21 protein-coding genes and 1 pseudogene are annotated in these 24,211 nt (G+C 71.4%); 9 read left to right on the top strand and 13 right to left on the bottom strand.

Going from position 1 to position 24,211, the window contains the following annotated elements:
* The first annotated feature begins 157 nt into the window (after positions 1-157).
* Together OG992_RS22560 and OG992_RS22555 are read left to right on the top strand one after the other, a co-directional pair.
* Positions 158-2,155 (top strand): biotin carboxylase N-terminal domain-containing protein, encoded by a 1,998-nt coding sequence (locus OG992_RS22560; RefSeq protein WP_266304235.1) that lies wholly within the window; start codon positions 158-160, stop codon positions 2,153-2,155.
* Positions 2,152-3,342: an acyl-CoA dehydrogenase family protein gene (locus OG992_RS22555; RefSeq protein WP_238686631.1), complete on the top strand. Its 1,191-nt coding sequence runs from the start codon at positions 2,152-2,154 to the stop codon at positions 3,340-3,342. The genes OG992_RS22560 and OG992_RS22555 overlap by 4 nt, the downstream gene beginning before the upstream one ends.
* 146 nt (positions 3,343-3,488) lie before the next feature.
* On the opposite strand, the gene OG992_RS22550 is transcribed toward OG992_RS22555, so the two are convergent.
* Both OG992_RS22550 and OG992_RS22545 read right to left on the bottom strand, forming a co-directional pair.
* Positions 3,489-4,496, bottom strand: coding sequence for a hypothetical protein (locus OG992_RS22550; protein WP_266304234.1), 1,008 nt, complete (start codon positions 4,494-4,496; stop codon positions 3,489-3,491).
* A gap of 2 nt (positions 4,497-4,498) precedes the next feature.
* Positions 4,499-4,846, bottom strand: a complete 348-nt coding sequence (locus OG992_RS22545) for a PadR family transcriptional regulator (protein ID WP_124822727.1) — start codon at positions 4,844-4,846, stop codon at positions 4,499-4,501.
* A gap of 98 nt (positions 4,847-4,944) precedes the next feature.
* On the opposite strand from OG992_RS22545, the gene OG992_RS22540 reads away from it, so the two are divergent.
* The gene (locus OG992_RS22540) at positions 4,945-5,382 is read left to right on the top strand and encodes a DUF3592 domain-containing protein (RefSeq protein ID WP_266304233.1); all 438 of its coding nucleotides are present in this window, start codon (positions 4,945-4,947) and stop codon (positions 5,380-5,382) included.
* A 23-nt stretch (positions 5,383-5,405) separates the two neighbouring features.
* Here OG992_RS22540 and OG992_RS22535 read toward each other — a convergent pair whose 3' ends face one another.
* Together OG992_RS22535 and OG992_RS22530 are read right to left on the bottom strand one after the other, a co-directional pair.
* Entirely contained in the window at positions 5,406-6,617 is a 1,212-nt protein-coding gene (locus OG992_RS22535) for a hypothetical protein (protein WP_266304232.1), read from the bottom strand.
* Positions 6,614-7,555 carry a transporter substrate-binding domain-containing protein gene (locus OG992_RS22530; protein ID WP_238686627.1) on the bottom strand — a complete coding sequence of 314 codons (942 nt, stop codon included), beginning with the start codon at positions 7,553-7,555 and terminating at the stop codon, positions 6,614-6,616. Before OG992_RS22530 ends, OG992_RS22535 begins: the two co-directional genes overlap by 4 nt.
* Positions 7,556-7,732: 177 nt before the next feature.
* On the opposite strand from OG992_RS22530, the gene OG992_RS22525 reads away from it, so the two are divergent.
* Positions 7,733-8,065 (top strand): hypothetical protein, encoded by a 333-nt coding sequence (locus OG992_RS22525; protein ID WP_266304231.1) that lies wholly within the window; start codon positions 7,733-7,735, stop codon positions 8,063-8,065.
* Here OG992_RS22525 and OG992_RS22520 read toward each other — a convergent pair.
* From OG992_RS22520 to OG992_RS22490, 7 genes are all read right to left on the bottom strand, one after another.
* Positions 8,052-9,548 (bottom strand): serine/threonine-protein kinase, encoded by a 1,497-nt coding sequence (locus OG992_RS22520; RefSeq protein WP_266304230.1) that lies wholly within the window; start codon positions 9,546-9,548, stop codon positions 8,052-8,054. The genes OG992_RS22525 and OG992_RS22520 overlap by 14 nt on opposite strands.
* A 30-nt stretch (positions 9,549-9,578) precedes the next feature.
* Positions 9,579-10,082 (bottom strand): hypothetical protein, encoded by a 504-nt coding sequence (locus OG992_RS22515; protein ID WP_238686624.1) that lies wholly within the window; start codon positions 10,080-10,082, stop codon positions 9,579-9,581.
* 203 nt (positions 10,083-10,285) lie between these two features.
* Positions 10,286-13,933, bottom strand: coding sequence for an adenylate/guanylate cyclase domain-containing protein (locus OG992_RS22510; RefSeq protein WP_266304229.1), 3,648 nt, complete (start codon positions 13,931-13,933; stop codon positions 10,286-10,288).
* A complete protein-coding gene (locus tag OG992_RS22505) occupies positions 13,930-14,766 on the bottom strand; it encodes an MBL fold metallo-hydrolase (protein ID WP_266304228.1) in 837 nt (278 codons plus the stop codon). The genes OG992_RS22510 and OG992_RS22505 overlap by 4 nt, the downstream gene beginning before the upstream one ends.
* 123 nt (positions 14,767-14,889) lie before the next feature.
* On the bottom strand, positions 14,890-15,351 hold the full coding sequence (locus OG992_RS22500; protein WP_091403351.1) for a RidA family protein: 462 nt from the start codon (positions 15,349-15,351) through the stop codon (positions 14,890-14,892).
* 55 nt (positions 15,352-15,406) lie between these two features.
* On the bottom strand, positions 15,407-15,562 hold the full coding sequence (locus OG992_RS22495; RefSeq protein ID WP_007466198.1) for a DUF4177 domain-containing protein: 156 nt from the start codon (positions 15,560-15,562) through the stop codon (positions 15,407-15,409).
* A 44-nt stretch (positions 15,563-15,606) separates the two neighbouring features.
* Positions 15,607-16,089, bottom strand: a complete 483-nt coding sequence (locus OG992_RS22490) for a hypothetical protein (RefSeq protein ID WP_238686621.1) — start codon at positions 16,087-16,089, stop codon at positions 15,607-15,609.
* Positions 16,090-16,844: 755 nt separating this feature from the next.
* Between OG992_RS22490 and OG992_RS22485 the strand changes: the two are divergent.
* The 3 genes and pseudogenes from OG992_RS22485 to OG992_RS22475 form a co-directional block, all read left to right on the top strand.
* A pseudogene (locus OG992_RS22485) lies at positions 16,845-17,297 on the top strand (hypothetical protein); the annotation flags it as partial.
* A gap of 26 nt (positions 17,298-17,323) precedes the next feature.
* The gene (locus OG992_RS22480; RefSeq protein WP_238686620.1) at positions 17,324-18,301 is read left to right on the top strand and encodes an ArsA-related P-loop ATPase; all 978 of its coding nucleotides are present in this window, start codon (positions 17,324-17,326) and stop codon (positions 18,299-18,301) included.
* Between the two features lie 53 nt (positions 18,302-18,354).
* Complete coding sequence (locus tag OG992_RS22475; RefSeq protein WP_238686619.1) at positions 18,355-19,506, top strand: ArsA-related P-loop ATPase; 1,152 nt, start codon at positions 18,355-18,357, stop codon at positions 19,504-19,506.
* A 6-nt stretch (positions 19,507-19,512) separates the two neighbouring features.
* On the opposite strand, the gene OG992_RS22470 is transcribed toward OG992_RS22475, so the two are convergent.
* A complete protein-coding gene (locus tag OG992_RS22470; RefSeq protein ID WP_030328078.1) occupies positions 19,513-19,833 on the bottom strand; it encodes a WhiB family transcriptional regulator in 321 nt (106 codons plus the stop codon).
* A 406-nt stretch (positions 19,834-20,239) separates the two neighbouring features.
* Here OG992_RS22470 and OG992_RS22465 point away from each other — a divergent pair, with 406 nt between their 5' ends.
* Positions 20,240-22,657 carry a transglycosylase domain-containing protein gene (locus tag OG992_RS22465; protein ID WP_266304227.1) on the top strand — a complete coding sequence of 806 codons (2,418 nt, stop codon included), beginning with the start codon at positions 20,240-20,242 and terminating at the stop codon, positions 22,655-22,657.
* 114 nt (positions 22,658-22,771) lie between these two features.
* On the opposite strand, the gene OG992_RS22460 is transcribed toward OG992_RS22465, so the two are convergent.
* Complete coding sequence (locus OG992_RS22460) at positions 22,772-23,227, bottom strand: GatB/YqeY domain-containing protein (protein ID WP_196929129.1); 456 nt, start codon at positions 23,225-23,227, stop codon at positions 22,772-22,774.
* Positions 23,228-23,252: 25 nt separating this feature from the next.
* Here OG992_RS22460 and OG992_RS22455 point away from each other — a divergent pair, with 25 nt between their 5' ends.
* A complete protein-coding gene (locus OG992_RS22455) occupies positions 23,253-24,146 on the top strand; it encodes a metallophosphoesterase (protein WP_238686617.1) in 894 nt (297 codons plus the stop codon).
* Positions 24,147-24,211 lie beyond the last annotated feature (65 nt).

Genomic DNA, 24,211 nt, shown 5'->3' with positions numbered 1-24,211 from the left:
AGTCCCGCAGTCGCGAACAAAAGGCAGGCACCGTGAGCGCGAGGAACGCAGCGAAGCGGAGTCCCGCAGTCGCGAACGAAAGGCAGGCACCGTGAGCGCGAGGAACGCAGCGAAGCGGAGTCCCGCAGTCGCGAACGAAAGGCAGGCTCAGGGAACCATGATCAACAGACTGCTCGTGGCGAACCGGGGCGAGATCGCCCGTCGGGTCTTCGCCACCTGCCGGGCGATGGGCGTGGAGACGGTCGCCGTGCACTCGGACGCGGACGCCGACGCGCCGTTCGTGGCCGAGGCCGACCAGGCCGTACGCCTGCCGGGGAGTTCGCCGGCCGAGACGTACCTGCGGGTCGACCTGATCCTGGACGCGGCCCGCCGCAGCGGCGCGGACGCCGTCCATCCCGGCTACGGGTTCCTCGCCGAGAACGCCGAGTTCGCGGCGGCGGTGACCGACGCCGGTCTGACCTGGGTCGGGCCACCGGCCAAGGTGATCGCCGCCATGGGCGACAAGTTGGCGGCGAAGGCGTTGCTCGCCGAGGCGGGCGTGCCGATGCTGCCGAGTTGGACCGACACCGACGAGATCGTGGGTTTCCCGGTGCTGGTGAAGGCGTCCGCCGGCGGTGGTGGCCGGGGCATGCGGATCGTCCGGACCGTCGACGAACTGGCCGAGGCCGTCGCCTCCGCGCGCCGCGAGGCGGCTGCCGCGTTCGGCGACGGCACTGTCTTCATCGAGCGGTACGTCGAACGCGGCCGGCACGTCGAGGTGCAGATCTTCGGTGACGCCCATGGTCGAGTGGTGGCCCTGGGTGACCGGGAGTGCTCGATCCAACGCCGGCACCAGAAGATCGTCGAGGAGGCGCCGGCGGTCGTTCCGGACCGGGTGCGGGCGGCGTTGCACGAGGCCGCGGTGGCCGCCGGACGTGCTGTCGACTACCTGGGCGCGGGCACTGTGGAGTTTCTGCTCGCCCCGGGTGGTGAGTTCTTCTTCCTGGAGATGAACACCCGACTCCAGGTGGAACATCCGGTCACCGAGTTGTGCACCGGGCTGGACCTGGTGGGTTTGCAACTGCTCGTCGCCGAGGGTGAGCCGCTGCCGGCGGTTCTGCCGGCGAGCACCGGCCACGCGGTCGAGGTACGCCTCTGCGCCGAGGACGCGGCTGCGGGTTGGCGGCCGGCCACCGGGACCCTGCACCGATTCAGGGTCGGCACGGTGGCGGCCGAGTTCGGTCGGCTGGCCGGGCCGGGTCTGCGGCTCGACTCGGGCGTGGTGGCGGGCTCAGTGGTCGGGGTGCACTACGACTCGATGCTCGCGAAGCTGATCGCCTGGGGTCGTACCCGCGCGGAGGCGACCCGGCTGTTGGCCGGCGCGCTGGCCCGGGCCGAGGTGCACGGGGTGACCACCAACCGGGACCTGCTGGTCCGGGTGCTGCGCAGCCCCGCGTTCGCCGCAGTGGAGATCGACACAGGTTTCCTGGACCGGCACCCGGAGGTCTTCGCCCCGATCCTCCCCGCCGACCGGCTGCCGATCACCGCCCTCGCCGCCGCGCTGGCGGGCGCCGCGCACCGGCGGGCGACCGCACCGGTGCTTCCCGGGCTTCCCTCCGGCTGGCGCAACGTGCCCGCCGTTCCCCAGACCACAGCCTTCGTCGGGCCGGACGGCGACGAGATCGAGATCCGCTACCGGTTGGACCGGGCCGGCCGGCTCGCCGACTGGTCCAGCACGTCGGCTGCCGAGGAGTCCGCCGAGCGGTCGACGGGACCCACAGTGGTGCTGGTCGAGGCCACCCCGGATCGGGTGGTGCTCGACGTCGACGGGGTTCGGCGCGCGTACCGCGTACACCGGGTGGGGTCCGCTGTCTTCGTGGACGGCCCGGACGGGGCGGCGAGCCTGGCCGAGTTGCCGCGTCTCCCGCTGCCCACAGCGGCGGTGGCGGCCGGGTCGCTGCTCGCGCCGCTGCCCGGCGTGGTGACCCGGGTACACGTTCAGGTCGGCCAGCGGGTCGCGGCCGGCGATCCGCTGCTCACGCTGGAAGCGATGAAGCTGGAACATCCCGTGCTCGCCCCGATCGACGGCGTGGTCGCCGAACTGCCGGTGCCGACCGGCGGTCAGGTGCAGACGGGCGCCGTGTTGGCCGTTGTCGACGAAAAGGACCCCCGATGACCTTCGACCTCACCCCCGAGCAGGACCAGTTGCGCGACGCCGTTCGGGCGTTGGGCCGCCGCTACGGTCACTCCTACTTCGTCGAGAAGGCGAGGGCCGGCGAACACACCACGGAACTGTGGGCGGAGGCCGGACGGCTCGGCTACCTGGGGGTCAACATCCCCACCGAGTACGGCGGCGGAGGCGGCGGCATCACCGAGCTGGCCATCGTCTGCGAGGAGTTGGCGGCGGCGGGTTGCCCGCTGCTGCTGCTGGTGGTCTCCCCCGCCATCGCGGCGACGGTGCTCAGTCGGCACGGCACCGAGGAGCAGCGTAAGCGGCACCTGCCGGGCCTCGCCGACGGCTCCCAGAAGATCGTTTTCGCGATCACCGAGCCGGAGGCCGGTTCCAACTTCCACCGGCTCGGCACTGTGGCTCGCCGCGACGGCGACGGCTGGCTGCTCAACGGCCGCAAGTGCTACATCTCCGGCGTCGACGAGGCCGGTCACGTGCTGGTGGTGGCCCGTGTCGCCGTCGATGACGGCCCAGCCGGTTCAGCGGATGCGTCTCCGCAGAAGCTCAAGCCGGCGCTGTTCCTGGTGCCTACCGACGCGGCCGGGCTGACCCGGTCCAAGCTGGACATGGAGATCGTGTCCCCGGAGAACCAGTTCCTGCTCTACCTGGACGACGTGCGGGTGCCCGCCGACGCGCTGCTCGGTGAGTCGCTGGACGCCGGGCTGCCGGCGCTCTTCGCCGGGCTCAACCCGGAGCGGATCACGGTGGCCGCGATGGGTGCCGGCACCGGCCGGTACGCCATCGAGCGGGCCAGTGAGTACACCGCCACCCGCAAGGTCTGGGGTGGTCGGAGCATCGGCTCCCACCAGGGGGTGTCTCATCCGCTGGCACACGCGGCGGTGCAGGTGGAGCTGGCCCGCCTCATGATTCAGAAGGCTGCCACCCTGTACGACGCCGGCCGCGACCTGGAGGCCGGGGTCGCCGGCAACATGGCCAAGTACGCGGCCGGGGAGGCCGCCGCGCTCGCCGTGGACACCGCTGTGCAGGTGCTCGGCGGGGCCGGCATGACCACCGAGTACGGGGTGGCGACCCTGCTCGGCGCCGTCCGGGCCGGCCGGATCGCCCCGGTCAGCCGCGAGATGATCCTCAACTTCGTTGCCCAACACGTCCTCGGCCAGGACAAGTCGTACTGACGCCCGCCGACGGGCGGGCCGAGCCACCCCGCCCGTCCGTTGATCGACTCGGCTTCCTGGATTCCGGGGTGTCCGAGAGCCAGTGACACCCCGATTTTCAGGAAGCCGAGTCGATCAGCCGCTCGGCCGCGTGACGCGCGGCCTCCTCACGCGCCCTGTGTGCCCGAGCGCTCCCGCTGGTGCAGGATCGCCACGGCCACCGCGAAGAGCAGCGCGGGCGCCAGCACCAGGGTCAGCCACTGCGCCAGGGTGAGCGCATCGAGGACACCGTCGTGGGTGGAACGCTCCAGGAACGTCCCCGTGGTGCCGAGCCCCACGCGGGTGAGCACCAACGTGACGCCCACCGGAACCACAAGCGCGAGCAGGCGTCGCCGCAACACCGCCGGCGTCGACAGGATGACAAGGGCGAAGAGCAGGTATCCCGCCGTCAGCAGGACTGCCTCGATCCGGCCGACACCGACGGTGAAGATCCACGTGCCGTAGATGGGAGCCGTCGCGTTATCAGCACCAGTCACCTGGGCGATGCTCGGAGCAGCGACGCTGATTAGCGTCGCCGCCGCCAGCGTGCCGAGGCGCCAGCGCGCGAGGGAAGCCGTGGCGGAACGGGGAGCACGGACGGCGAGCACCAGCGGAACCATCGCGGCGAGCACGGCGGGCCAGAGATTGCGCACCGTGGAATATTGCCCGTAATCCTCGGCGACCCGCACCACCTCGAACACCGCGCAACAGACGGCGATCGCGGCGGCTGCCCGGCCCCACCCGAACACGGCCGACACCGCCACGGTGAGCCACAGCAGCGCCACGAAACCGACCGGCCAGAGGACGAACGGTTCTCCCAACCCCTCGGGATAGCCGTCCGCGAACATGGCGAGGTGCAGCACCGGAACGCGCGCATCCCGCACGAACAGCATCAACGCGGCGATCAGGCCGAGCGCCTGCGCCGCCTCCCGCCACGCATCGCCCGAGAATCGCGCACCAGCCTGGCGGACATGCGCGTGCAACGCCCCGCCGAGCAGGGCGAGCACGTCCCGCGACGCCGGCCTGCGCTGGCCCGGTGACGCGTCGTCCAGCAGCACGCCGATCATCTCGTCCTCGTACTGCCGGCGGTAGGCGCGGGGATAACAGGCCATCAGCAGTCGGTAGGTGCGGTCCAACGTCATGCCGCACCGCCGTCGAAGATGAGACCGGCACGGCGCAGTCGCACGCTCGCCGCGTCGGCGTTGCTGCGCAGACGCGCGGATTCCTCAGCCAGGCGACGCGCCCCCGGCGCGGTGAGTCGGTAGTACCTGCGCAACCTGGACTGCACCTGCTCCTCACGCTCGATGTCGACGAGACCGTCGGTCCGCAGCCGGTCCAGGGCTGCGTAGAGGGTGCCGGCGCGCAGGTCGACGCGCCCGTCGGAGATTCGGCGGACCTCGTCGAGGAGCGCGTACCCGTGCCGTGGGGCCTCGACGAGCGCGGTGAGGATCAGGTAGGTGGACTCGTGCATGGAAGCCTTCGCCATCGCCGCAGCATATACCGTCCGACTGTATATACGGCAGCAGATGCCGCCACGATTCGCGTCGTGTTTACCGGCCCGCCCCGCCGGAGATGGGGAGCGGCATGGATCTACTGCGAACCCGTCGCCCGCCAGCGCCACTGTTCGCCGGGCTCGGCCTCGTCGTCGTCGTCGGCTTCGCCATCGCCGCCTGGACGGTGTGGAGCAACGACCAGGCGCTGCAGGAGCGCGGGGTGGAGGCCACCGCCCAGGTCGTCAAGGTCAACAAAGGCCGCATCCACGTCGAGTTCGAGACCGCGGACGGGCGGCGGGCGCAGACGCTTGTCGGTCAGGGCGACGAGCCACCCGGTGCCGCTCCGGCGGTGGGCGACGAGATCCCGATCGTCTACGACCCGCAGGACCCGGAGGCGGAGGTGGCCGACCGCCGCGCCCCCCACAACCACCGCATCGCCTATCTGCTCGCCGGCGTCGCGGCCTTCGGCGCAGTCAGCGTGCCACTGGCCACCGTCGCACTCGTGCGGGCCAACCGTCGGGCGCGGTAGGCGCTGCTCTTGTCAGTTGGGCGTCAGGCCGGGGTACGGCAGGCGGCGTCGATGCGGTGGACCGGGCGGACCCGACGGCCCATGCCCTCCAACAGCGAATCCTCGACGTGGAAGTCGTGAATGCGCAGTTGGTGGCGGGGCAGTTCTTCCTCGCTCGGGCACAGCACCTGGGCGCGGACCAGGCCGACCGGGACGTACCGGACGCCACCCCGTTCCTGAAGGATCACCATGTTGACGTCGTCGGTGGTGACCACGTGCCCGCGGACGTCCTCGGTGGGCCCACTCTCCGGGCCCACAGTGGTGACGGTCAGCGGCAATACCGGCGTGGTGATCACCGGCACGGCGGCCCAGATCAGGGTGGCGAGCACTGCCACCTCGGTCACCGACGCCAGCGGCCGGATCACCATGCCCGGCAGCGGCCCCGCGACGAAGAGCGCCAGCAGCGGGGGCACCACGATGAGCGCCAGCACCAGCCACTCGTCGCCCTGCCGCATCGCGTCGCGCATCGTGGGCAGCATCAGCCAGCCGTACCCGGCGAGCAGCGCGCCGATCAGCAGCAGCCGAGGCACCACCCGCTCGTGCAGCCGCCCCGGGCGGAGTTGGAACGCGGCCACGAACGCCGGCAACAGCAACGGCAGATAGAGCAACGGCCAGGTGATCACGGCGAGCAGGAAGCTGGCCAGCACCACCCAGGCCGGGGTGATGTCGGCCCAGCGGGCGAAGAGCGGGCGGCGACGGGTGCCCGGCGGAAGTCGATCCGCGCTGACGGCCAGCACGGCGCCGAGCGCGAAGATGGCCACCAGCCCGGTGGAGAGCAGCCGGGCCGCCGTGGTCAGGAACCCGGCGAGCAGGTTGACCGGCCCGACGTTGGCCACCAGCAGCAGCGTGGTCTGGAGCTCCCCGCCGGCCTCCACGCCGAGGCGGAGCACCGAGAAGATCGCCGGTACGCCCACCACTGCCGTCCAGAAAGACTGGCTGGCGCGGGCGCGCCGCTCCGCCGGATCCCAGCGGACCCGTCCCGGCTCAACGTCGGCGACGATCGGCTCGGCCGGTTCGGCGACCGGCACTCCGGCCGGCCAGGCAACGTCACCTCCTGCGCCAGCCGCTGGACGATCGACCGCCGCCGGTACTGCGGCCGTACCGTCGATTGCCGGCGCGGCGTCGCCGTGGGGCACTGACGTGCGGGGCGGCGGGACCGGCCCGTCGCCGCTGGTGGCGGTCGGCGCCGCGCTCACTTCGCGGGCGCCTTGTCGTCGAAGTCGACGAGCTTCGGCACCTCCAAGGGCTGCGGCTGGCGCTTCTCGGCCTTCAGCCAGGGGCCCAGGGTCCGGTTGTACGCGGTCTGCCAGGGGCTGGCATCTCCGTCGCGGCCCTGCACGTAGCTCTTCTGCAGGAAGAACGCGACCAGATCGCGCAACGCGGGATCACCGATCGGCACGCCGATGCCCAGCAACTCGCTGGTGCCGAACGGCATGTCCACGATCTCGAACTCCTTGGGGAAGCTGGCCAGGAAGCCGGCGAGGATCGACTCGTCGGAGCTGACCGCGTCGTACCGGCCCTTCCGGATGCCATCGACGCAGTCGCCGACGTCCTTGACCACGAACGTCTTGACCTGGTGCTTCTCCAACTCGGCCTCGGTGGTGGAGCCGCCGCTGGTGCAGACCTTGTACGCCGGGTCGCGCAGATCCTCAATGGTGCGGATCTCGTCCTTGAGTCGAACCGGCACCATCACCTCCTGCGTGGTGACGAAGTACGGCCCGGCGAAGCTGACCAACTGCTTACGGTCTTCCGTCATGGAGAAGCTGGAGACCACCAGGTCGACGGTGCCGCCCTGCAGCGACGGGATGCGATCCTCGGTGGCGACCGACACGAACTCCAGCCGCTGTTCCCCCTCGTAGCCGAGGGAGGCCGCGACGTACCGGGCGATCTCGACGTCGAACCCGACGTGCTGGCCGTTTCGCAACTCACCCATCAGCGGCTCGTTGGTGGCGACACCGATCCGCAGCTTCGACTGACCGAAGATGTGCGTCTCGCGCATCTTCTCCTGCACCGAGGGCAGCTCCGGTTCCTTCCGGCTGTCGCAACCGGCCGCGGCGGCGAGCACGAGGGTGAGAGCGACCGCCAGCGTCGACGCGATCGAGCGGAGCCGGGACTGCGAACTGCCTGAGTTCATGGGCGACCTCGCTACCGGAAGGGCCTGCGGAACACCGAGAGTAGCCGTTCTTGTCCAATCCGTGTGGGTGCCGTGGACCCTGTCGAGTCGGCGCCTCGGATCGATGCCGATCGGCGCGGCGGTCGGCTCTGCGGTTGACAGCCGGCCTAGTCGCGACATGCTGGACGGGTGAGCCGATTGTCCAGACCCGATGCGCGCACGGTGGCGGTGCTCGCGGCGCTGGGAGCCCTAGCGCCGCTGGTCATGCTGGTCGTATGGCGCCGACAGGACCTCCTCGGCGTGGTTCTCGCGCTGCTCTGCGTGCTGATGACCATGGTCACCGGGGTCGCGGTCTCCGCCGCCCGTCAGGTCGACGATCCGGAGCCGGCGGACCGGTCGGCAGTCGTCGGGCCGCCCGAACTGATGCCGTACGGGATCGACGCGGACACCCTCGACGCCCTGGACCCCCGTGACGCGTTGCGTGCGGTGCGTGACCGTCGGCGCGGGTCGAACGGGCTCAGCGGCCGGTGAGCGTGGGCGCGGAGAGCCCGTCCACGCCGCGCCCCGCCAGACACCGGTAGGTCCGGTCGATGCTGCCGTCGACCGGCGGTAGCACCTCCAGGTGCCAGCCGGTCGCCTCGGCGATCCCGGTGGTCAACCGGAACGTCGTTGCGCTGCACACCTGCCGCACCGGCTCAGCGGCGGCCACCTCGTCGTAGTCGGCGCCGACCAGCGACACCGGCAGGATGCCCTCGGCGTACGTCTCCCAGGTGTGTCGGCCGGCGCAGGACAGCCGAGCCGCCTCGGCGCGGCTGCCGCGTATCCGCATCGGGCCGAAGCACTCCAGCTCGGGCAGGCACCGGGCACCCTCGGGCAGGGCGGTGGGCGCACCGGTGCCGGTCGCGCAGCCGGGCAACGGGCCGGTCGCCGGTGCGGCGATCTGGGTGGCCGACGGGTACGGGACGGGTGGTGGCGCCCGGTCGGCGACCCAGGCCCCGGCGGTCGCGGAGGCGGCGAGCGCGAGCACACCGGCGCCGCCGAAGATCCAGCGCCGCCACCGTCGACCGGCGGGGTCGGCTCGCTGAGTGTCCTCGATGGGAGATCGGGGCACCGGCTGGCTGGCCGCGTACGGGCCGGAGAGCGTCGCGGCACCGCTGACCGGAGCGCCGCTGACCGGTGCCGCCGGTGAGCCGAGTGGCAGGTTGCTGAGCAGGTCGTGCAACTCCAGGGCGGAGGGACGCTCGCCCGGATCGTTGGCCATGCCGACGCGCAGCACGTCGATCAGCTCGTCCGGCACCCCGGGCAGGGCGGGGAGCGGCTGGTTGAACATCTCCAGCACTGTGACAAGGCTCGGGTTGCGCTCGGACTGCCAGCGCGGCGGCCTGCCGTGCATCACCGCGTAGAGGGTGGCGCAGAGCGCGTACACGTCGACGGCCGGCGACGGCGGGCTGTGGCTGAACATCTCCGGCGGCGCGTACGCCGGGGTGAGCACCTCCAGGGTGACCGAGGCGTCCCGGTGCTCGGCGAGAACGGCGAGCCCGAAGTCGGCGAGCACCGCCGAGTTGAAGTGCGAGTAGAGGATGTTCGCCGGCTTCACGTCCCGGTGCAGCACCCCGGCGGCGTGCGAGTGGGCCAGCGCGTCCGCGATCTTGATGCCGAGGTCGCGGGCCTCCACCGGCGCGAGTGGCGAGGTGCGCATCCGTTCGGCGTACGAGCCGTCGCAGAGCTCCATGATCAGGTAGGGGTGCTGGTCGACTGTGACCCCCACGTCGAAGAGGTCCACCACGTGCGGGTGGGACGACATCCGACCGGCCGCCCGCGCCTCACGCAGGAAGCGGGCCTGATCGCGCTCGCTGTCCAGCGTTCGGTTCTCCACTTTGACGGCGACCTCGCGACCCACTGAGATCTGGGTGGCCTGGTAGACGGTCGCGTACCCGCCCCGGGCAAAGACCCGCAAATCAGTCAGGCCGGGCACGATCGGCACTGGCAGGCCGCCGGTCGGGGTGTCGGTCACCGCTCGAAAATACCCAACCCGACCGATGGCTCAGCGCACCGCGTCCGCCGGAGCCGCACCGGCGGGACCGGTACCCTCCTCGGCGACCGCAGTCGTCCCGGCACCCTCGGACGATCCGATCCCGCCAGCCGGGATGCCCCGACGGGCGTCCAGGCGCAGACCGATGGCGGTGGCCACGGCACCCAGCCCCTCCCACGCCGCCACCCCGAAAAACCGGTCGGGAGCGATGTCAGCCAGCACCGCGATCGTGAACACGGTGAACGTGACCAGCCGGAAGACCACTGTGAACCGGTAGAACGCCCGCCACTCGGTCACCGTGGCGAGCAGGTAGTAGACGCCCATGTTGAAGGCCGCCATCGAGGACGCCAGCAGGAACGTCCCGGTGTGATCACCGACGGCCCGCGTCGCCGGCACCTCGAACCCGAGCATGCGCAGCTGCGCCTCCGGCCAGAGCAGCCCGACCGCGCCCATCACCAGCGCCAACACGCCGAAGACCGCGATGGTCCAGCCCGCGATGGATCGCGGCAGCTTCATGAACGGCCTCCCCAGGCACGGCGACGGTCACCACTGTGGACCCGTACGCGGTGGTGACACGCTAGCCGCTCCCCCCGACCACCACATCCCCAGAACCGGCAAACTGCCCGCACTGGTTCACGTTGATCAAGAGATTTCGGTCATCGACCTCCCGACTCCTGACGCAAACCTCTTGATCAACAGCGGAGGGTGAGGGGGTGGGGTTAGACCAGGGCGGCCAGGCGGGTGTGGAGGGCGTCGGCTGCGGCTCGTTCGCTGCGCTGCTCGGTGGCGTACGCCAGGCGGACCGCCTCCTGCGCACAGGACAGCGCCTCCGCCGGACGACCACAGGCGGCCAGCGCCTCGGCCAGCACACTCGCCGCGATCACCTGGCTGCGCACGTCCTCGGCCGGTGCGGTGACCGCTCGGCGGGCCCAGTCCAACGCCTGCTCCCGCTGACCGTGAGCGAGCAACGCCGCAGCGTACTGGGCCATCGTCTGACGGCGGGAGAAGAGCAGCGACGGTGCGTTCGCGGCGGCCGTGGCCACCGGGGCGAGCAGCCCGACCGCTGTCGCCGAGTCGCCGGCCGCGAGACGGGCAGTCGCCAGCAGCACCCGGGGCGCCACCTGCGCCGGCGCCTGCGGGTTGTGCGGCTCCACTGCGGTCAGCACCGAGCGGGCCACCCGCTCGGCCGTCTCGCAGTCGCCCATGTCCAGCGCGACGAAGCCGCGCAGTGTGCCGGCCATCCCGGTGAGCAGCGGATGCGAGGTGCGCTCCGCGTACGCCAGGGCGTCGGTGAGCAGGTCCGCCGCGTGCTCCGGCTCGCCCAACCCGCGCGCCACCACCGCCCGGACCACCAGGGCGAACCCACGCCCCCAGTCGTCGGACGCGGCGGCGAACTCCCGGTACGCCCGCCGGGCCTCCCGGTCGGCCTCAGCCAGGTCACCCAGTTCGGCAGTGGCGAACGCCGCCACCGCGCGCAACGTGCCCACCGCCCACGCCTCGCCGACCCGCTCGCCGAACGGCAGGAACACCTGCGCCATCCGACACGCCTCGCGCAGTCGACCGGCGAGCAGCCGGGCGAACGCGGTGGTGCCGCGCAGCCAGGCCCGCCCGTACGGGTCCTTCAGCTCGGCGAAGAGCCGGGCGGCCCGGCCGAGCACCGCGTCGGTCCCGGCGAAGTCACCCCGGGTGGTGGTCACCCAGGCCAGGTTCTGTAGGGACCACGCCTGCCCGCGTCGGTCCTGCGCACCGAGGCTGACCTGGTACGCGGCCGCCAACCGGCTACTCGCCTGACTCAGCCGCCCCGCCACGAAGTCGGCCATGCCGAGCCGGCGCATCGCCGTGGCACGTTGCGTGGGCAGCCGACCCTCGGTGGCCACCTGCAACGCCTCCTGCCAGGCGGTCACCGCCCGACCCTGATCGCCGAGGGTCTCCTGCGCCTGCCCCGCCAACAGCAGGGCGCTGACCCGGGTGACCTCGTCCCCCGCGTTCGCGGCGATCTTCTCGGCGTACGCCAACGCGTCGGTAACCCGGCCGACCTGGAGCAACGCTCGGGCGTGCACCACCCGATCGGCTGCCGGCACCCCGTCGCGGGCCAGCTCGGTGGCGCGCTCGGCGTACTCGACGGCCATTGCCGGCTCACCGGCGGAGAGCGACCGGCGGGCGGCCCGGCCCAGCGCGGCGACGCCGAGCGGGACCACAGCTCGGGCCGGCGCGTCCGGGCGGAGCTTCACCGCGTCGGCGAGCGTGGCGGCCCGCTCGACGTGCGTCGCCACGAAGTCGTCCCGGGCCTCGTCGGTGAACCCGCCCACACTGCTGGCAGTGGTCTCGTCCGCTGGCGCCGCCCAGCGGGCCAGCGCCGCGTGCCGCTCGGCCAGCTCGGCCTTGCTCACGCCTGCGTACGCGGCCTCCCGCATGAGCGGTGTGGCGAACGAGTAGCCGGCACGCGAGCGGTGCAGCATGCGGCGTTGCAGCAACTCCTCGACCGCCCGGTCGAGCTCGACCGCGACCACTGCCGACGGCCGACCGTCGCGACCGCCGCGCTGCTCCCGCATCGCCTCCAGCGCTCCGGTCGGCACCGTGTCACCGGTGACCGCCGCGTCGCGCAGCACCGACCGGGCGTCCGGCGGCAACGCGTCGATCCGGGCCGCGAGCACGGCGGCGAGGTCCCGGGAGAGCAGCCGGCTGCCCAGCGAGCCCGGTACCAGCCGCCAGCCGGTCGACCCGCCCTGCTCCCGCTCGCCGGAGCCGCCCCGATCCACCGCGGCACCCCGCGTCGAGGCGGTGCCGCGCACTGATTCGGTGGTGAGCGCCCCTCGTTCGATAAGCAGGGTGACAAGCTCAGCCAGGTAGAACGGATTGCCCTGGGCGGTGGCGAGCAGACGGTCGGTGTCGGCCTGCGGCAGCTTGCCGCCGCCAAGGTAAGTGGTGAGCAGCCGGGCCGCGTCGGCACCGCGCAGCGGCGGCAGCGAGTGCACCTCGGCGTCCGCGACCCGGGTCAGCGCGCCGGCGGTGCGCACCAGCTCGGGGCGGCCGAGCAGCAGCACCAGCACCGGGCCGGTGAGCCTGGACAGGGTCAATCCGAGGGCACTGATCGTCTCGGCGGTGGCGTCGTGCAGGTCGTCCACCACGATCACCAGCGGCGCCTCCGAGGCGAGCCCACTGAGCAGGTCGGCGACAGCGTTCGGCACCACCTCGGCGTCCGCCGCCGGAGTGCCCGACCCACCCCACTCGCCGCTGTCGTTGCCACCGTGTGCCGGAAGTTCGGCGTAGCCGAGCAGGGCCAGCAGTTGCTCCGTGGCGATCGGCGGTGTCTCCGCACCGGAGCGGGCGAGCCGCTGCCCGAGTCGGCGCAGCCGCTCCTCGACCGCCGGGCGGGTCAGCGCTGTGGACGCGTCGCTGGGCAGACCGACGGCGGCCCGCACCAGATCGGCCAGGGGCGCAAGGCGTCGCCGCTCCCCGAAGGCGGCACAGCGCACCGAGAGCACCCGGGCACCGGTGTGCGCCGCGTAGCGGCCAGCACCGACGTCGTACCCGGCGGCGAGGCGCTCCACCTCGGCGGCGAAACGGGACTTCCCGATGCCCGCCTCGGCGGTCATCAGCAGCACCCGTGGATCGCCCTGGTCGATCACCTCGGCGAGTCGGCCGGCGACCCGACCGATCTCCGTCTCCCGGCCGACGTACGGCGCCTCGTCGCCGAGCCCCGAGCGGGTGCCCGGCGCGTCCAGCAGACCCAGCAGCTCGTACGCCTCGACCGGCTCACGCTTGCCCTTGAGCCGCAGCGGGCGCAGCGCCCGCCAGGAGGAGACGTGCCTGGTCGCGGCGGCGGTACGACCACCGGCGTAGACGGCTCCGACGGCGGCGGCGTCGGCGAGCCGGGCCGCGGTGTTCACAGTGTCGCCGATGACCGTGTATTCGATGGCGGCCTGGATGCCCGCGATGACATCGCCGGTGTTCAGCCCGACCCGCAGCCCGAGCGGCGCGCCGCCTCCCCGCTCGTCGTCGAGCACCCGGCGGACGGCCCGTTGCATGGACAGTGCGGCTCGGACAGCGCGTTCGGCGTCGTCCTCGTGCGCCACCGGGGCGCCGAAGACCGCCATGATGCCGTCACCGGTCAGCTTGTCGACGTGCCCGCCGAACGTCTTCACCGCGCCGGCGAGGGCGGCGAGCACCCGGTCGGTGACCGCGCCGACGCGTTCCGGGTCGAGATCCTCCGACCAGGAGGTGAACTCGGAGAGGTCACCGAAGAGCACGGTGACCACCCGGCGCTCGGCCGCCGGCAAGGTGGCGGCGGCCAGCAGCGCGGCGCCACAGTTGTGGCAGAACCGCGCGCCGGGAACGGCAACGGTTCCACACACGGGGCAGGTCACATGTGCTCCAACCCACTGACCCCGGGCGCGGATTCCCCCGTGTCGACGCCCAGATACTCCAGTTGGGCCCGGACCGACCATTCGGCCGCCCACCAGAGTGAGCGGTCCACGTCCGCGTAGACCGTCGCCACCACGTCGGCGGGGGTGTGGGCGCCGGCGGCGACCGCCGCCCGGACCTGGTCGAGCCGGGCCCGGCGGTGGGCGAGGTAGAAGTCGGCGGCGGCGGCGCAGTCGGCCAGTGCCGGGCCGTGTCCAGGCAGCGCCGGGATCCCCCGGTACGTGGACAGCAGCTCCAGGCTGCTCAGGTAGTCACCGAGGTGACCGTCGGGATGGGCGACCACGGTGGTGCCCCGGCCGAGGATGGTGTCACCGGTGAGCACCACCCGCTCGTCGCCGTGCTCGACCAGGAAGCAGACCGAGTCGGCGGTGTGCCCTGGCGTCTGCAGAAGACTGATGCGCAGACCGAAGCCGCCGAAGTGCTCGCCCGGCTCGGTCAGCGGCTCACCACCGATGGTGTGCGCCGGGTCGGCGGCGAGCACGTGCACGCCGCCGAGCAGCTCACTCAATCGGGCCGCGCCCTCCGTGTGGTCGGGGTGGCCGTGGGTGATCAGGATCAGCCCGACCGGGCCGTGCTCGGCGATCCCTGTCAGGTGCCCCTCGTCCGCCGGCCCCGGGTCGACCACGATGCCGGACTCGGCCGCCGGGGCGCGCAGCACCCAGGTGTTGGTGCCGTCGAGGGTCATCGGCCCCGGGTTCGGCGCACGTAGCAGTGAAACCCAGCGGGGCAACTCGTCGGCAAGCGCCGCTACCGCCCCCGTCACGTGCCCGCTCATGGCTGCGATCGTACGACCCCGCCCGCCACACCCCACGATCTTGCACTTGCGGCCCCTGGTTCATCCCTATTCAGGGCTTTCGTCCAAGCAGAAAGTGCAAGATCGCGGGGCAATGGTGACGGGTCAGGCGACCTCGACGATCAGCTCGATCTCCACCGGGGCGTCCAGCGGCAACTCGGCCACACCTACGGCACTGCGCGCGTGGCGGCCGGCCTCCCCGAAGACGGTGCCGAAGAGATCCGAGGCACCGTTGATCACGGCGGGCTGACCGGTGAAGCCGGGCGCGGAGGCCACGAACCCGGTCACCTTGACCACCTTCACCACGTTCTCCAGGCCGACCAGCGAGTCGACAGCGGCCAGCGCGTTGAGCGCGCACCGCTGGGCCAGATCCTTCGCCTGCTCGGCGGAGATCCCGGCGCCGACCTTGCCGGTTGCCAGCAACTTGCCCTCGGCCATCGGCAACTGGCCGGAAACGTACACGTGCTGCCCGGACTGCACGGCCGGGACGTAACTGGCCACCGGCGGCACGACCTCGGGCAGGTCGAGACCCAGCTCGGCGAGCTTCGCGTGCGGACCGTTGCTCACGGCGCCACCCCGTTGTTCGCGACTGCGGGGCTCCGCTCCGCTGCACTCCTCGCGCTCACGCCTTGGGCCGCTTCAGGTAGGCGACCAGCTGGTCCGGATTCGGGCCGGGGACCACGGCGACGAGCTCCCACCCGTCCTCGCCCCAGTTGTCGAGGATCTGCTTGGTCGCGTGGACCAGCAGCGGGACCGTGGAGTATTCCCACTTCTGCATCGCTGAAGGGCTCCCTCTCGGTGCGGAATTGTTCGAGGGACAGCCTACGGTCCGCTGGCCGGACGAGGTACGGGACGCTGCTCCGGCGCGGCCGGCAGCTCCCCGCAGCGCCCTTCGTGCTCGTACCCCTGGGGGCAGCGGGACCGGTCGGGCAGCAGCAGGTCGCAGAAGACCCGGTGCCGGTTGTTCTGATCGTCGGCGTTGGAGACTGTGGTCTCGCCGGCGTCCAGCTCGGGCAGGAAGCCCAGGGACACAGCGACCCGGCCGGCCAGCACGGTCGCCGCGGCCAGATTCGGCACCCGGATCGGCAGGTGGATGACGAAGCCCGGCTCGTCGTCCTCGCGGGTCCGCTCGGCGGGCTGGCTGGGCACCTGGGCCGGCTCCGCCTGCTCCGGCATCCGGCGGTACGACCGTTCGTTGATCGGCTGGTTGGTGACCTGCCCGCCGGCCTCGCCCACGGACCCGAGCCGGCGGGGCCGGTCGTTCGTCGGGAACTGGGTGCGAGGGATGTTGTCCGCGTCGCGCATGCACTGCCTCCGGTCGTACCTCTCGGACCATGCTTCCGGCCCGGACCCATTCGTCCGTTCCGGCCCCCGCACCGGGACGAAGGTAGGTCTGTGGCTGCGGTCCCGCCAACAGGACGCGCACAAGAGGTCACCAACAGTCACATATGCGACACACCGCAGGTCGGGGGCCCGACACCGAAACCGCAGCGGGTACCGCTCACCGGATCGCTGGGCCGCTCGGCGGGCAGGGGCGACACCGATCCGGTCATCGACCGCTACCCTTCCGGTCGGACGGTCGCGCAGCGCCCGGCCGCCCGCTCGATCACGCTCGGCGCCAGGGGTGGCGGCGGGCGCCGCACCCCTGGGGGAACGACATGACCCACCCGCCCAGCGGCGACCAGGCCGGCACACCCGCTCACCCGCCGGTCCACCCGGATCCCGCCGGCCAGCCCGGCGCGCCGACCATCCCCAGCCAGCCGGCCCCCGCTCCGCCGCCCGGGCAGCTCGCCCTCCCCGCCTCCCCCGCCCAGCCGGCACTTCCCGCCGCCCCCACCTCACCGGCCTTTCCCGGGCAGCCCAGCGGCCCCAGCCAGCCAGCCTTCCCGGGGCAGCCTGCCGGCCCCAGCCAGCCGGGCTTTCCGGGGCAGCCTGGCGGCGCTGGGCAACCGGAAGCGCCTGGCGGCACCACCTCGGCCGCCGCGTCGACGCAGCCGGGTGCCCCGAACTCCTCGTCGATTCCGCCGGCCCCGCCGGCCTATCCGCCCTACCCGAGCACGGCCGCGCCGAAGAAGAAGCGCGGTCTGCTGATCGCGGCAATCGCCCTGGTCGTGATCATGGTGCTCTGCGTGGGAGGTGGCGTGGTGGCCTTCCTGACCCTGCGCGACGCCGAGACCGGCGAGGGCGCCAAGGAGCCGGCGGTCGCCGTCGACGAGTTCCTCACCGCTGTCTACAAGGATCGCGACGCGACGAAGGCGGCGGATCACGTCTGCGCCGCTTCCCGTGACGACGACAAGATCGCCGCGAAGGTTGCCGAGGTGGAGAAGTACGCCTCCACCTACCAGAACCCGCGCTTCCGGTGGACCACCCCGAAGGTGGACAACCAGACCGGGGAACGGGCCACCGTCTCCACCCGGCTCACCATGACCACAGCCGACGAGAAGGTGGCCGACCAGGAGTTGCGCTTCACTGTGGTGCAGAAGACGGGTTGGTGGGTCTGCGAGGTCGCCTGACCGCACAGCCTGGATAGGCTCGACGGGTGTGTGCAGCTGAGCGTCCGATCGACCCGGCCGGTACCGGATGGCCCGCCCGTCTCCACGTGGTGACCGGCAAGGGCGGCACCGGTAAGACCAGCGTGGCGGCGGCGCTGGCCCTCGCGCTCGCCGCCGGCGGCCGGCGCACCCTGCTGGTCGAGGTCGAGGGGCGGCAGGGCATCGCCCAACTGTTCGGCATCGAGCCGCTGCCTTACGAGGAGCGGCACCTCGCCGACGCGCCGGACGGCGGTGAGGTGCGTGCGCTCGCTGTGGACGCCGAGGAGGCGCTGCTCGAGTACCTGGACATGTTCTACAAACTGGGCGCGGCGGGCCGGGCACTGCGCAAGCTCGGCGCCATCGACTTCGCCACCACCATCGCGCCCGGCCTGCGGGACGTCCTCCTCACCGGCAAGGTGAAGGAGGCCACCACCCGCACCACGGGGCAGCGGCGCGCGTACGACGCGGTGGTGCTGGACGCCCCGCCGACCGGGCGGATCGGCCGGTTCCTCAACGTGACGGCGGAGACCGCCCGGCTGGCCAAGGTGGGCCCGATCAAGACCCAGAGCGAGGGGGTCGCGGCGTTGCTGCGGTCCCCGATGACCGCTGTGCACGTGGTCACGCTGCTGGAGGAGATGCCGATCCAGGAGACTGTCGACGCGATCGCCGACCTGACCACTCTCGGCTTCGGTGTCGGGAAGGTGCTCGTCAACGGGGTCCGACCGCCGCTGCCCGCCGGAGCGGCGGTCACCGCCGCCGAGTTGAAACGCGGGCTGGTCGCCGCCGGGCTGCCGGCCGATCAGGACATCGTGGCCGGGTTGCACGATGAGGCGCGCGACCAGCTCATCCGTCGCGAACTGGAAGATTCGCTCCGCGCCGACCTGGTGGAGTTGGGGCTGCCGATGATCGAGCTGCCGTTGCTGCCCGACGGGGTTGATCGGGCGGGGCTCGCGACGCTGGCCCAGGCCCTCGTCCGCGCCGAATGACTCACACCTGAGCGCAGCACGGGCGCGCGGCCCCACCGGCCCGATACGCTCGATTGGTGCCTTCCGAAGACGCGGCGCCGCAGCTGGACGTCGACCAGATCCTCGCCGACCCCGGCGTGCGGATCGTCGTGTGCTGCGGTGCCGGCGGAGTGGGAAAGACGACCACGGCCGCGGCGCTGGCGCTGCGGGCCGCCGAGCACCACGGCCGGCGCACTGTGGTGCTCACCATCGACCCGGCCCGCCGGCTGGCCCAGTCGCTGGGCCTGACCGAGCTGGACAACACCCCTCGCCAGGTCAAGGGGATCGACGTCGAGAGCAGCGGCGGCGAGTTGCACGCCATGATGCTCGACATGAAGCGCACCTTCGACGACGTGGTGTTGCAACACACCGACCCGACGAAGGCCGCGGAGATCTTCGCGAACCCGTTCTACCAGGCGATGAGCTCGACCTTCGCCGGCACCCAGGAATACATGGCGATGGAGAAGCTGGGCCAGTTGCACGCCCGGGGCGAGTGGGACCTGATCGTGGTGGACACTCCGCCGTCCCGCTCGGCACTGGACTTCCTGGATGCGCCGGCTCGGCTCTCCCGCTTCCTCGACGGCCGGATGCTGCGACTGCTGCTGGCCCCGGCGCGCAGCGGCGGTCGGAGCATGTTCAGCCTGGTCACGGCCTCGTTCGGGATGTTCTCGAAGGTGGTGCAGAAGGTGCTCGGCGCGCAGCTGCTCACCGACCTGTCCGGCTTCGTGGCGGCACTCGATTCGATGTTCGGTGGTTTCCGGCAGCGCGCCGAGCAGACGTACCGCATCCTGCAGGCACGGGAGACGGCTTTTCTGCTGGTTGCGACGCCGGAGCCGGACGCGGTCCGGGAGGCCGCCTACTTCGCGGGTCGGCTGCGGGACGAGCGGATGCCGCTGGCCGGCCTGGTGCTCAACCGGGTGCACCGCCCGGCGGTTCCGGAGCTGGACGCCGAGCGGAGCCGGGTCGCCGCCGAGCGGCTGACCGAGCTGGGTGGGCATGAGGCCACCGCCGACGTGCTGCGGGCGCACGCGGCGTTGGCTCGCCAGGCGGTACGCGAGCAGCAGGTCGCCGCGCGCTTCACCGAGGCGTTCCCGGCCGTGCCGGCGGTTTCGGTCACGGCGCAGCCCGCCGACGTGCACGACGTCGACGGGCTACGGACGATCGGCGCGGCGATCAGCCGGCCGTGACCGGCGTCAGTTGGCCGCGCTGACGAGAATCTTGTCCTTGCCGGCCTTGTCCTTGCTGTTCTTCTTCATCGCGGCTTCGAACATTTTGCGCCAGCTCGTCACCTGCGGGTGTCGACGCAGGAGCGCCCGTCGTTCGCGTTCGGTCATGCCGCCCCACACACCGAACTCGATCCGGTTGTCCAGCGCGTCGGCCAGGCACTCGTACCGAACTGGGCAGCTCCGGCAGATCCGCTTCGCCACGTTCTGTTCGGCGCCCTGTACGAACAACGCGTCCGGGTCCCCGTTCTGACACGCCGCCAGCGACGGCCAGTCAGTGATCATGCCCATGTGTACACGTCCCCCCTTGCAGTACCTACCGACCTCGTCGATACACGCCAGCCGGCAATTCCCCCCGATCGCCCGCTCGCCTTCCCCAAGGCGGCACGGACGACATGTGGCGCTGTCGCCGCCCCCATCATGCTCTGTAGTCGACTGATTACGCAACGTTGTCGACGAAATCCATCATTCCGGACACTCCCGGCTTCCCGGGCCTTCGACCGCCGGTTACCCCGCCGAGGTCGGCGATAACGCTGCGCCGCCTCACCGAATCGGAGGAGACTCACGCCGGGTCACACGCAACCAAGCACCGGGGGTCGTGCGTTTAGCACAACGAGGGCAGCGCGCGCAGGAAATGGGGCAACAACGCCCAGGCGCCCCTCGTTCCCTACTCGCGTACCATGCCGAGGTGACCTGGATGCGGAAACGTGACCACAATGTGCTGACCAATGCCGCATCGCTGCTCGTGTGCGGCCTGCTGGCCGGCGTGGTGGTCGCTGCGGCGGCCTTCCCCGCGGTGGCGATGTCCGGCCTGGCCGCGAAGGCCGGCGCCGAGACGTTCGGCGCCCTGCCCACGGAGCTGACGGTGGCCCGCGCGCCACAGATCAGCTACCTGTTGGCGTCGGACGGCAAGACACCGCTCGCGACCATGTACGACGAGAACCGACGAGACGTGAAGCTCGCCGACATCTCGCCGTTCATGCAGAAGGCCATCATCGCGGCCGAGGACCACGACTTCTACAAGCACAACGGCGTCGACATCAACGGTGTCGCCCGCGCGTTCGTCAACAACCAGAGCGAGGGCTCCGGCCGCCAGGGCGCGTCGACGCTGACCATGCAGTACGTCCGGCTGGCCATCGCCTACTCGGCCACCCACCCGGCCGACGTCGTCGCGGCCACCGAGGACACCAGCGCCCGCAAGCTTCGCGAGATGCGGCTGGCCCTCCAGGTCGACAAGGAATTCTCCAAGGACGAGATCCTCACCCGCTACCTCAACCTCGCCTCGTTCGGCAACGGCGCGTACGGCATCTACGCCGCCAGCCAGGTCTACTTCGGTAAGCCGCCGAGCAAGCTCAAGATCGAGGAGGCGGCGCTGCTGGCCGGCATGGTCAAGGCGCCCACCACGAACGACCCGACCACCGAGGCTGGTTACCCGCTCGCCAAGGACCGTCGCGACTACGTCATCCAGAACATGGCCGACATCAAGGCCATCACCCAGCAGGAGGCCGACGCCGCCAAGGCGACCAAGCTGGTCGTCAAGGACAAGCGCACCCCGAACGGCTGCGTCGCCGCCAACGTCAACGAGTGGGGCTTCTTCTGCGACTACTTCTACCGCTGGTGGATGGATCAGGAGACGTTCGGCTCGACCAGGTACGACCGGGAGCGCCGGCTGAAGAGCGGCGGCTACAACGTCGTCACCTCTATCGACATCAAGGCGCAACGCGCCGCGGACAAGGCGGTCCGTAAGGCCAAGAGCGTGAACAGCAAGGAAGCGGCAATGGTCGCCGTGATCGAGCCGGGCACCGGCCGGGTCCGGGCGCTCGCTGTCAACAGGCAGTTCAAGCTCGACGACCCGAAGAACCCGAAGAACAAGATCTCCAGCGATCCCGCGAAGAGCAAGAAGAAGATTCGCGGCAACTACCCGGCGACGGTCAACCCGCTGCTCACCGGCGGTGACGGCATCACCGGCTACCAGGCCGGGTCGACGTTCAAGATGTTCACCATCGTCGCGGCGCTGGAAAAGGGCATCCCGCTCGGCCACACCATCAACGCGCCCAAGCAGTTCCGGTCGGAATACATCATCCAGCCCGGCCCAGCCGCCTGCCCGGGGACCAACCTCTACTGCCCCACCAACTCGACCGAGAGCATGGCCGGCGTACACAACATGTGGAGCGCGTTCGGCCGCTCGGTGAACACCTACTTCGTGCCGCTCCAACAGCAGGTCGGCGCCGAGAACGTGGTCAAGGCCGCCAAGCGGCTGGGCATCAACTTCCGGGCCCAGGAAGACCTGGATCTGGAGAAGGGCGCGCACCAGTGGGGCGCCTTCACCCTGGGCGTCTCGCAGACCACCCCGCTGGATCTGGCCAACGCCTACGCCACCCTCGCCGCGGACGGCAAGTACTGCGAACCGATCCCGGTGCAGGAGATCCGCGACCCGGAGGGCAACAAGCTGGACATCGCCAACCCGCGCTGCGAGAAGCGGTTCAGCACCGAGGTGGCCCGCGCCGCGGTGGACGCGGCCCGCTGCCCGGTCGGTGACAAGTCGTCGTCCTCCCGGTGTACGGGGGCGACCGCCCCCAACGTCCGCGGCGACGTCGGTTACCCGGTGGCCGGCAAGTCCGGCACCACCGACTCGGAGAAGACCGCCGCGCTGGTCGCGATGACCAAGCAGTACGCGGTCGCCGGCATCATGGCCGACCCGGACTGGCCGCAGACCAACGTGAAGATGAAGCACGCGGAGAGGGACGGCATCAACCCGCCGGTCTGGGAGACGCTGCGGGACGCCATGAAGGGCAAGCCGAAGATCGACTTTGAGGCGCCGGGTCAGAAGATCTCCCAGGGTGACCAGCGCAGCATCCCCGATGTGAAGTGCGTTTCGGTGGAACAGGCGAAGTCCCGGCTCAAGGGCGCCGGCTTCGAGCCGGTCGTCTCCAGCGCCAAGGTGCCGTCCTCCTGCAAGGCTGGCGACGCGGCCGGCACCAGCCCGGACGGACGCACGATCAAGGGTGGCGTGGTCACCATCGAGGTCAGCAGCGGCGGCGGCACGCCGGGCAACACCAACGGGACTCCGGGCGGTCAGCCCGGGGGCCGACCCGGTGGTCGCCCCGGCGGCTGAGCCGACGAGTAGGACACAACGGGCGGGCACCCTCCTTGGGTGCCCGCCCGTTTCGTCTGTCCGGACCGGCGGGCGGCTACGACAACCGTCGTGGCACCCCGCTGACCTGCCGGGTCAGAGACCGAGCTGTCGGCGTACCTCAGCGGCCACCCGGCCACCCTCGGCCTGGCCCGCCACCGCGGCCTGGGCCGCCTTCATCGCCGGGCCCATCTGGGCCTTGCCGGTGAAGCCGCCCGCGGCGAGCGCCCCCGACACCAGCTCGGTCAGGTCGGCGTCCGAGAGCTGCCTGGGCAAGTAGCGGTCCAACACCTCACCCTCGGCGCTCTCCTTCGCTGCCTGCTCGGCGCGCCCGGCGTCGGCGAAGGCGGTGGCCGCCTCCCGACGCTTCTTGGCTTCCTTGGTCAGCACCGCGAGCACCTCGTCATCGGTGAGCTCGCGCTTGGCCTTGCCGGCGACCTCGGCGGTGCCGACGGCGGCCAGGGCCATCCGCAGGGTGGAGGTGGTCAGCTCGTCGCGCGCCTTGAGCGCGGAACGCATGTCGGCAGTGAGGCGGTCCTTCAGCGTGCTCATGGACGGTCAAACTACCCTGAACGCCATGCGAAAGCGCACACTATTCCGGCTCGCCGCCGGAACCGCCACGATCGGCGCGGCCACCCTCGCGTACGCGTCGCTCGTCGAGCGCAACATGTTCACCCTGCGGCGGTACGACGTGCCGGTGCTCCCGGCCGACGCGGAGCCGCTGCGCGTGCTGCACCTGTCGGACCTGCACATGATGCCCGACCAGGCGCGCAAGCAGCGCTGGGTGGCGTCGCTGGCCGCCCTCGACCCCGACCTGGTGGTGGTCACCGGCGACAACATGGCGCACCCGGGCGCGGTGCCCGGGGTGCTGCGGGCCCTGCAACCACTGCTGGACTACCCCGGCGCGTTCGTGTTCGGGTCCAACGACTACACCGGGCCGGTGTTGAAGAACCCGTTCACCTACTTCCTGCCCGACCGGGAGTACACCGAGGGCGTCGAACTGCCCTACGAGGAGTTGCGTCAGGTCTTCATCGGCTCCGGCTGGGCGGACCTCAACAACGCCCGGACGATGCTGAAGGCTGGCGGTCGACAGCTCGACCTCGTCGGCGTCGACGACCCGCACATCGACCGGGACGACTACCCCTCCGTGGCCGGCGCGGTGTCGTCCTCGGCGGACCTGTCCATCGCGCTGACACACTCACCCGAGCCACGGGTGCTCGACCAGATGGCGGCGGACGGCTTCGGGCTGCTGCTGGCCGGGCACACCCACGGTGGTCAGGTCTGCGTACCAGGCTTCGGGGCGCTGGTGACCAACTGCGGCCTGCCCCGCTCAATGGCGCGCGGTCTGCACCGGTGGCCGGGCTCGGACTCCTGGCTGCACGTCTCCGCCGGCCTGGGCACCCACCCGACCGCCCCGATCCGCTTCGCCTGCCCCCCGGAAGCCAGCATCCTGACCCTCATCCCCCGCTGACCACTGCGCCGCCCGCTGGCCGGGGCCACGGGGGTACCGAGTTTGACCATCGGGGCGGGTGGGCT

The organism is Micromonospora sp. NBC_00362, assembly GCF_026342155.1.
GTDB classification, from domain to species: Bacteria; Actinomycetota; Actinomycetes; order Mycobacteriales; family Micromonosporaceae; genus Micromonospora; species Micromonospora hortensis.
This window is presented reverse-complemented; position numbering and strand designations above follow the sequence as displayed.

Bases quoted from the DNA above. Each gene is read 5' to 3' on its own strand.
- OG992_RS22530 (WP_238686627.1), bottom strand. From the start codon at position 7,555: ATGAACTCAGGCAGTTCGCAGTCCCGGCTCCGCTCGATCGCGTCGACG.
- OG992_RS22505 (WP_266304228.1), bottom strand. From the start codon at position 14,766: ATGAGCGGGCACGTGACGGGGGCGGTAGCGGCGCTTGCCGACGAGTTG.
- OG992_RS22495 (WP_007466198.1), bottom strand. From the start codon at position 15,562: ATGCAGAAGTGGGAATACTCCACGGTCCCGCTGCTGGTCCACGCGACC.
- OG992_RS22470 (WP_030328078.1), bottom strand. From the start codon at position 19,833: ATGGGCATGATCACTGACTGGCCGTCGCTGGCGGCGTGTCAGAACGGG.
- OG992_RS22460 (WP_196929129.1), bottom strand. From the start codon at position 23,227: ATGAGCACGCTGAAGGACCGCCTCACTGCCGACATGCGTTCCGCGCTC.
- OG992_RS22455 (WP_238686617.1), top strand. From the start codon at position 23,253: ATGCGAAAGCGCACACTATTCCGGCTCGCCGCCGGAACCGCCACGATC.
- OG992_RS22490 (WP_238686621.1), bottom strand. From the start codon at position 16,089: ATGCGCGACGCGGACAACATCCCTCGCACCCAGTTCCCGACGAACGAC.
- OG992_RS22545 (WP_124822727.1), bottom strand. From the start codon at position 4,846: ATGGCGAAGGCTTCCATGCACGAGTCCACCTACCTGATCCTCACCGCG.
- OG992_RS22555 (WP_238686631.1), top strand. From the start codon at position 2,152: ATGACCTTCGACCTCACCCCCGAGCAGGACCAGTTGCGCGACGCCGTT.
- OG992_RS22465 (WP_266304227.1), top strand. From the start codon at position 20,240: ATGCGGAAACGTGACCACAATGTGCTGACCAATGCCGCATCGCTGCTC.
- OG992_RS22515 (WP_238686624.1), bottom strand. From the start codon at position 10,082: ATGAAGCTGCCGCGATCCATCGCGGGCTGGACCATCGCGGTCTTCGGC.
- OG992_RS22540 (WP_266304233.1), top strand. From the start codon at position 4,945: ATGGATCTACTGCGAACCCGTCGCCCGCCAGCGCCACTGTTCGCCGGG.
- OG992_RS22560 (WP_266304235.1), top strand. From the start codon at position 158: ATGATCAACAGACTGCTCGTGGCGAACCGGGGCGAGATCGCCCGTCGG.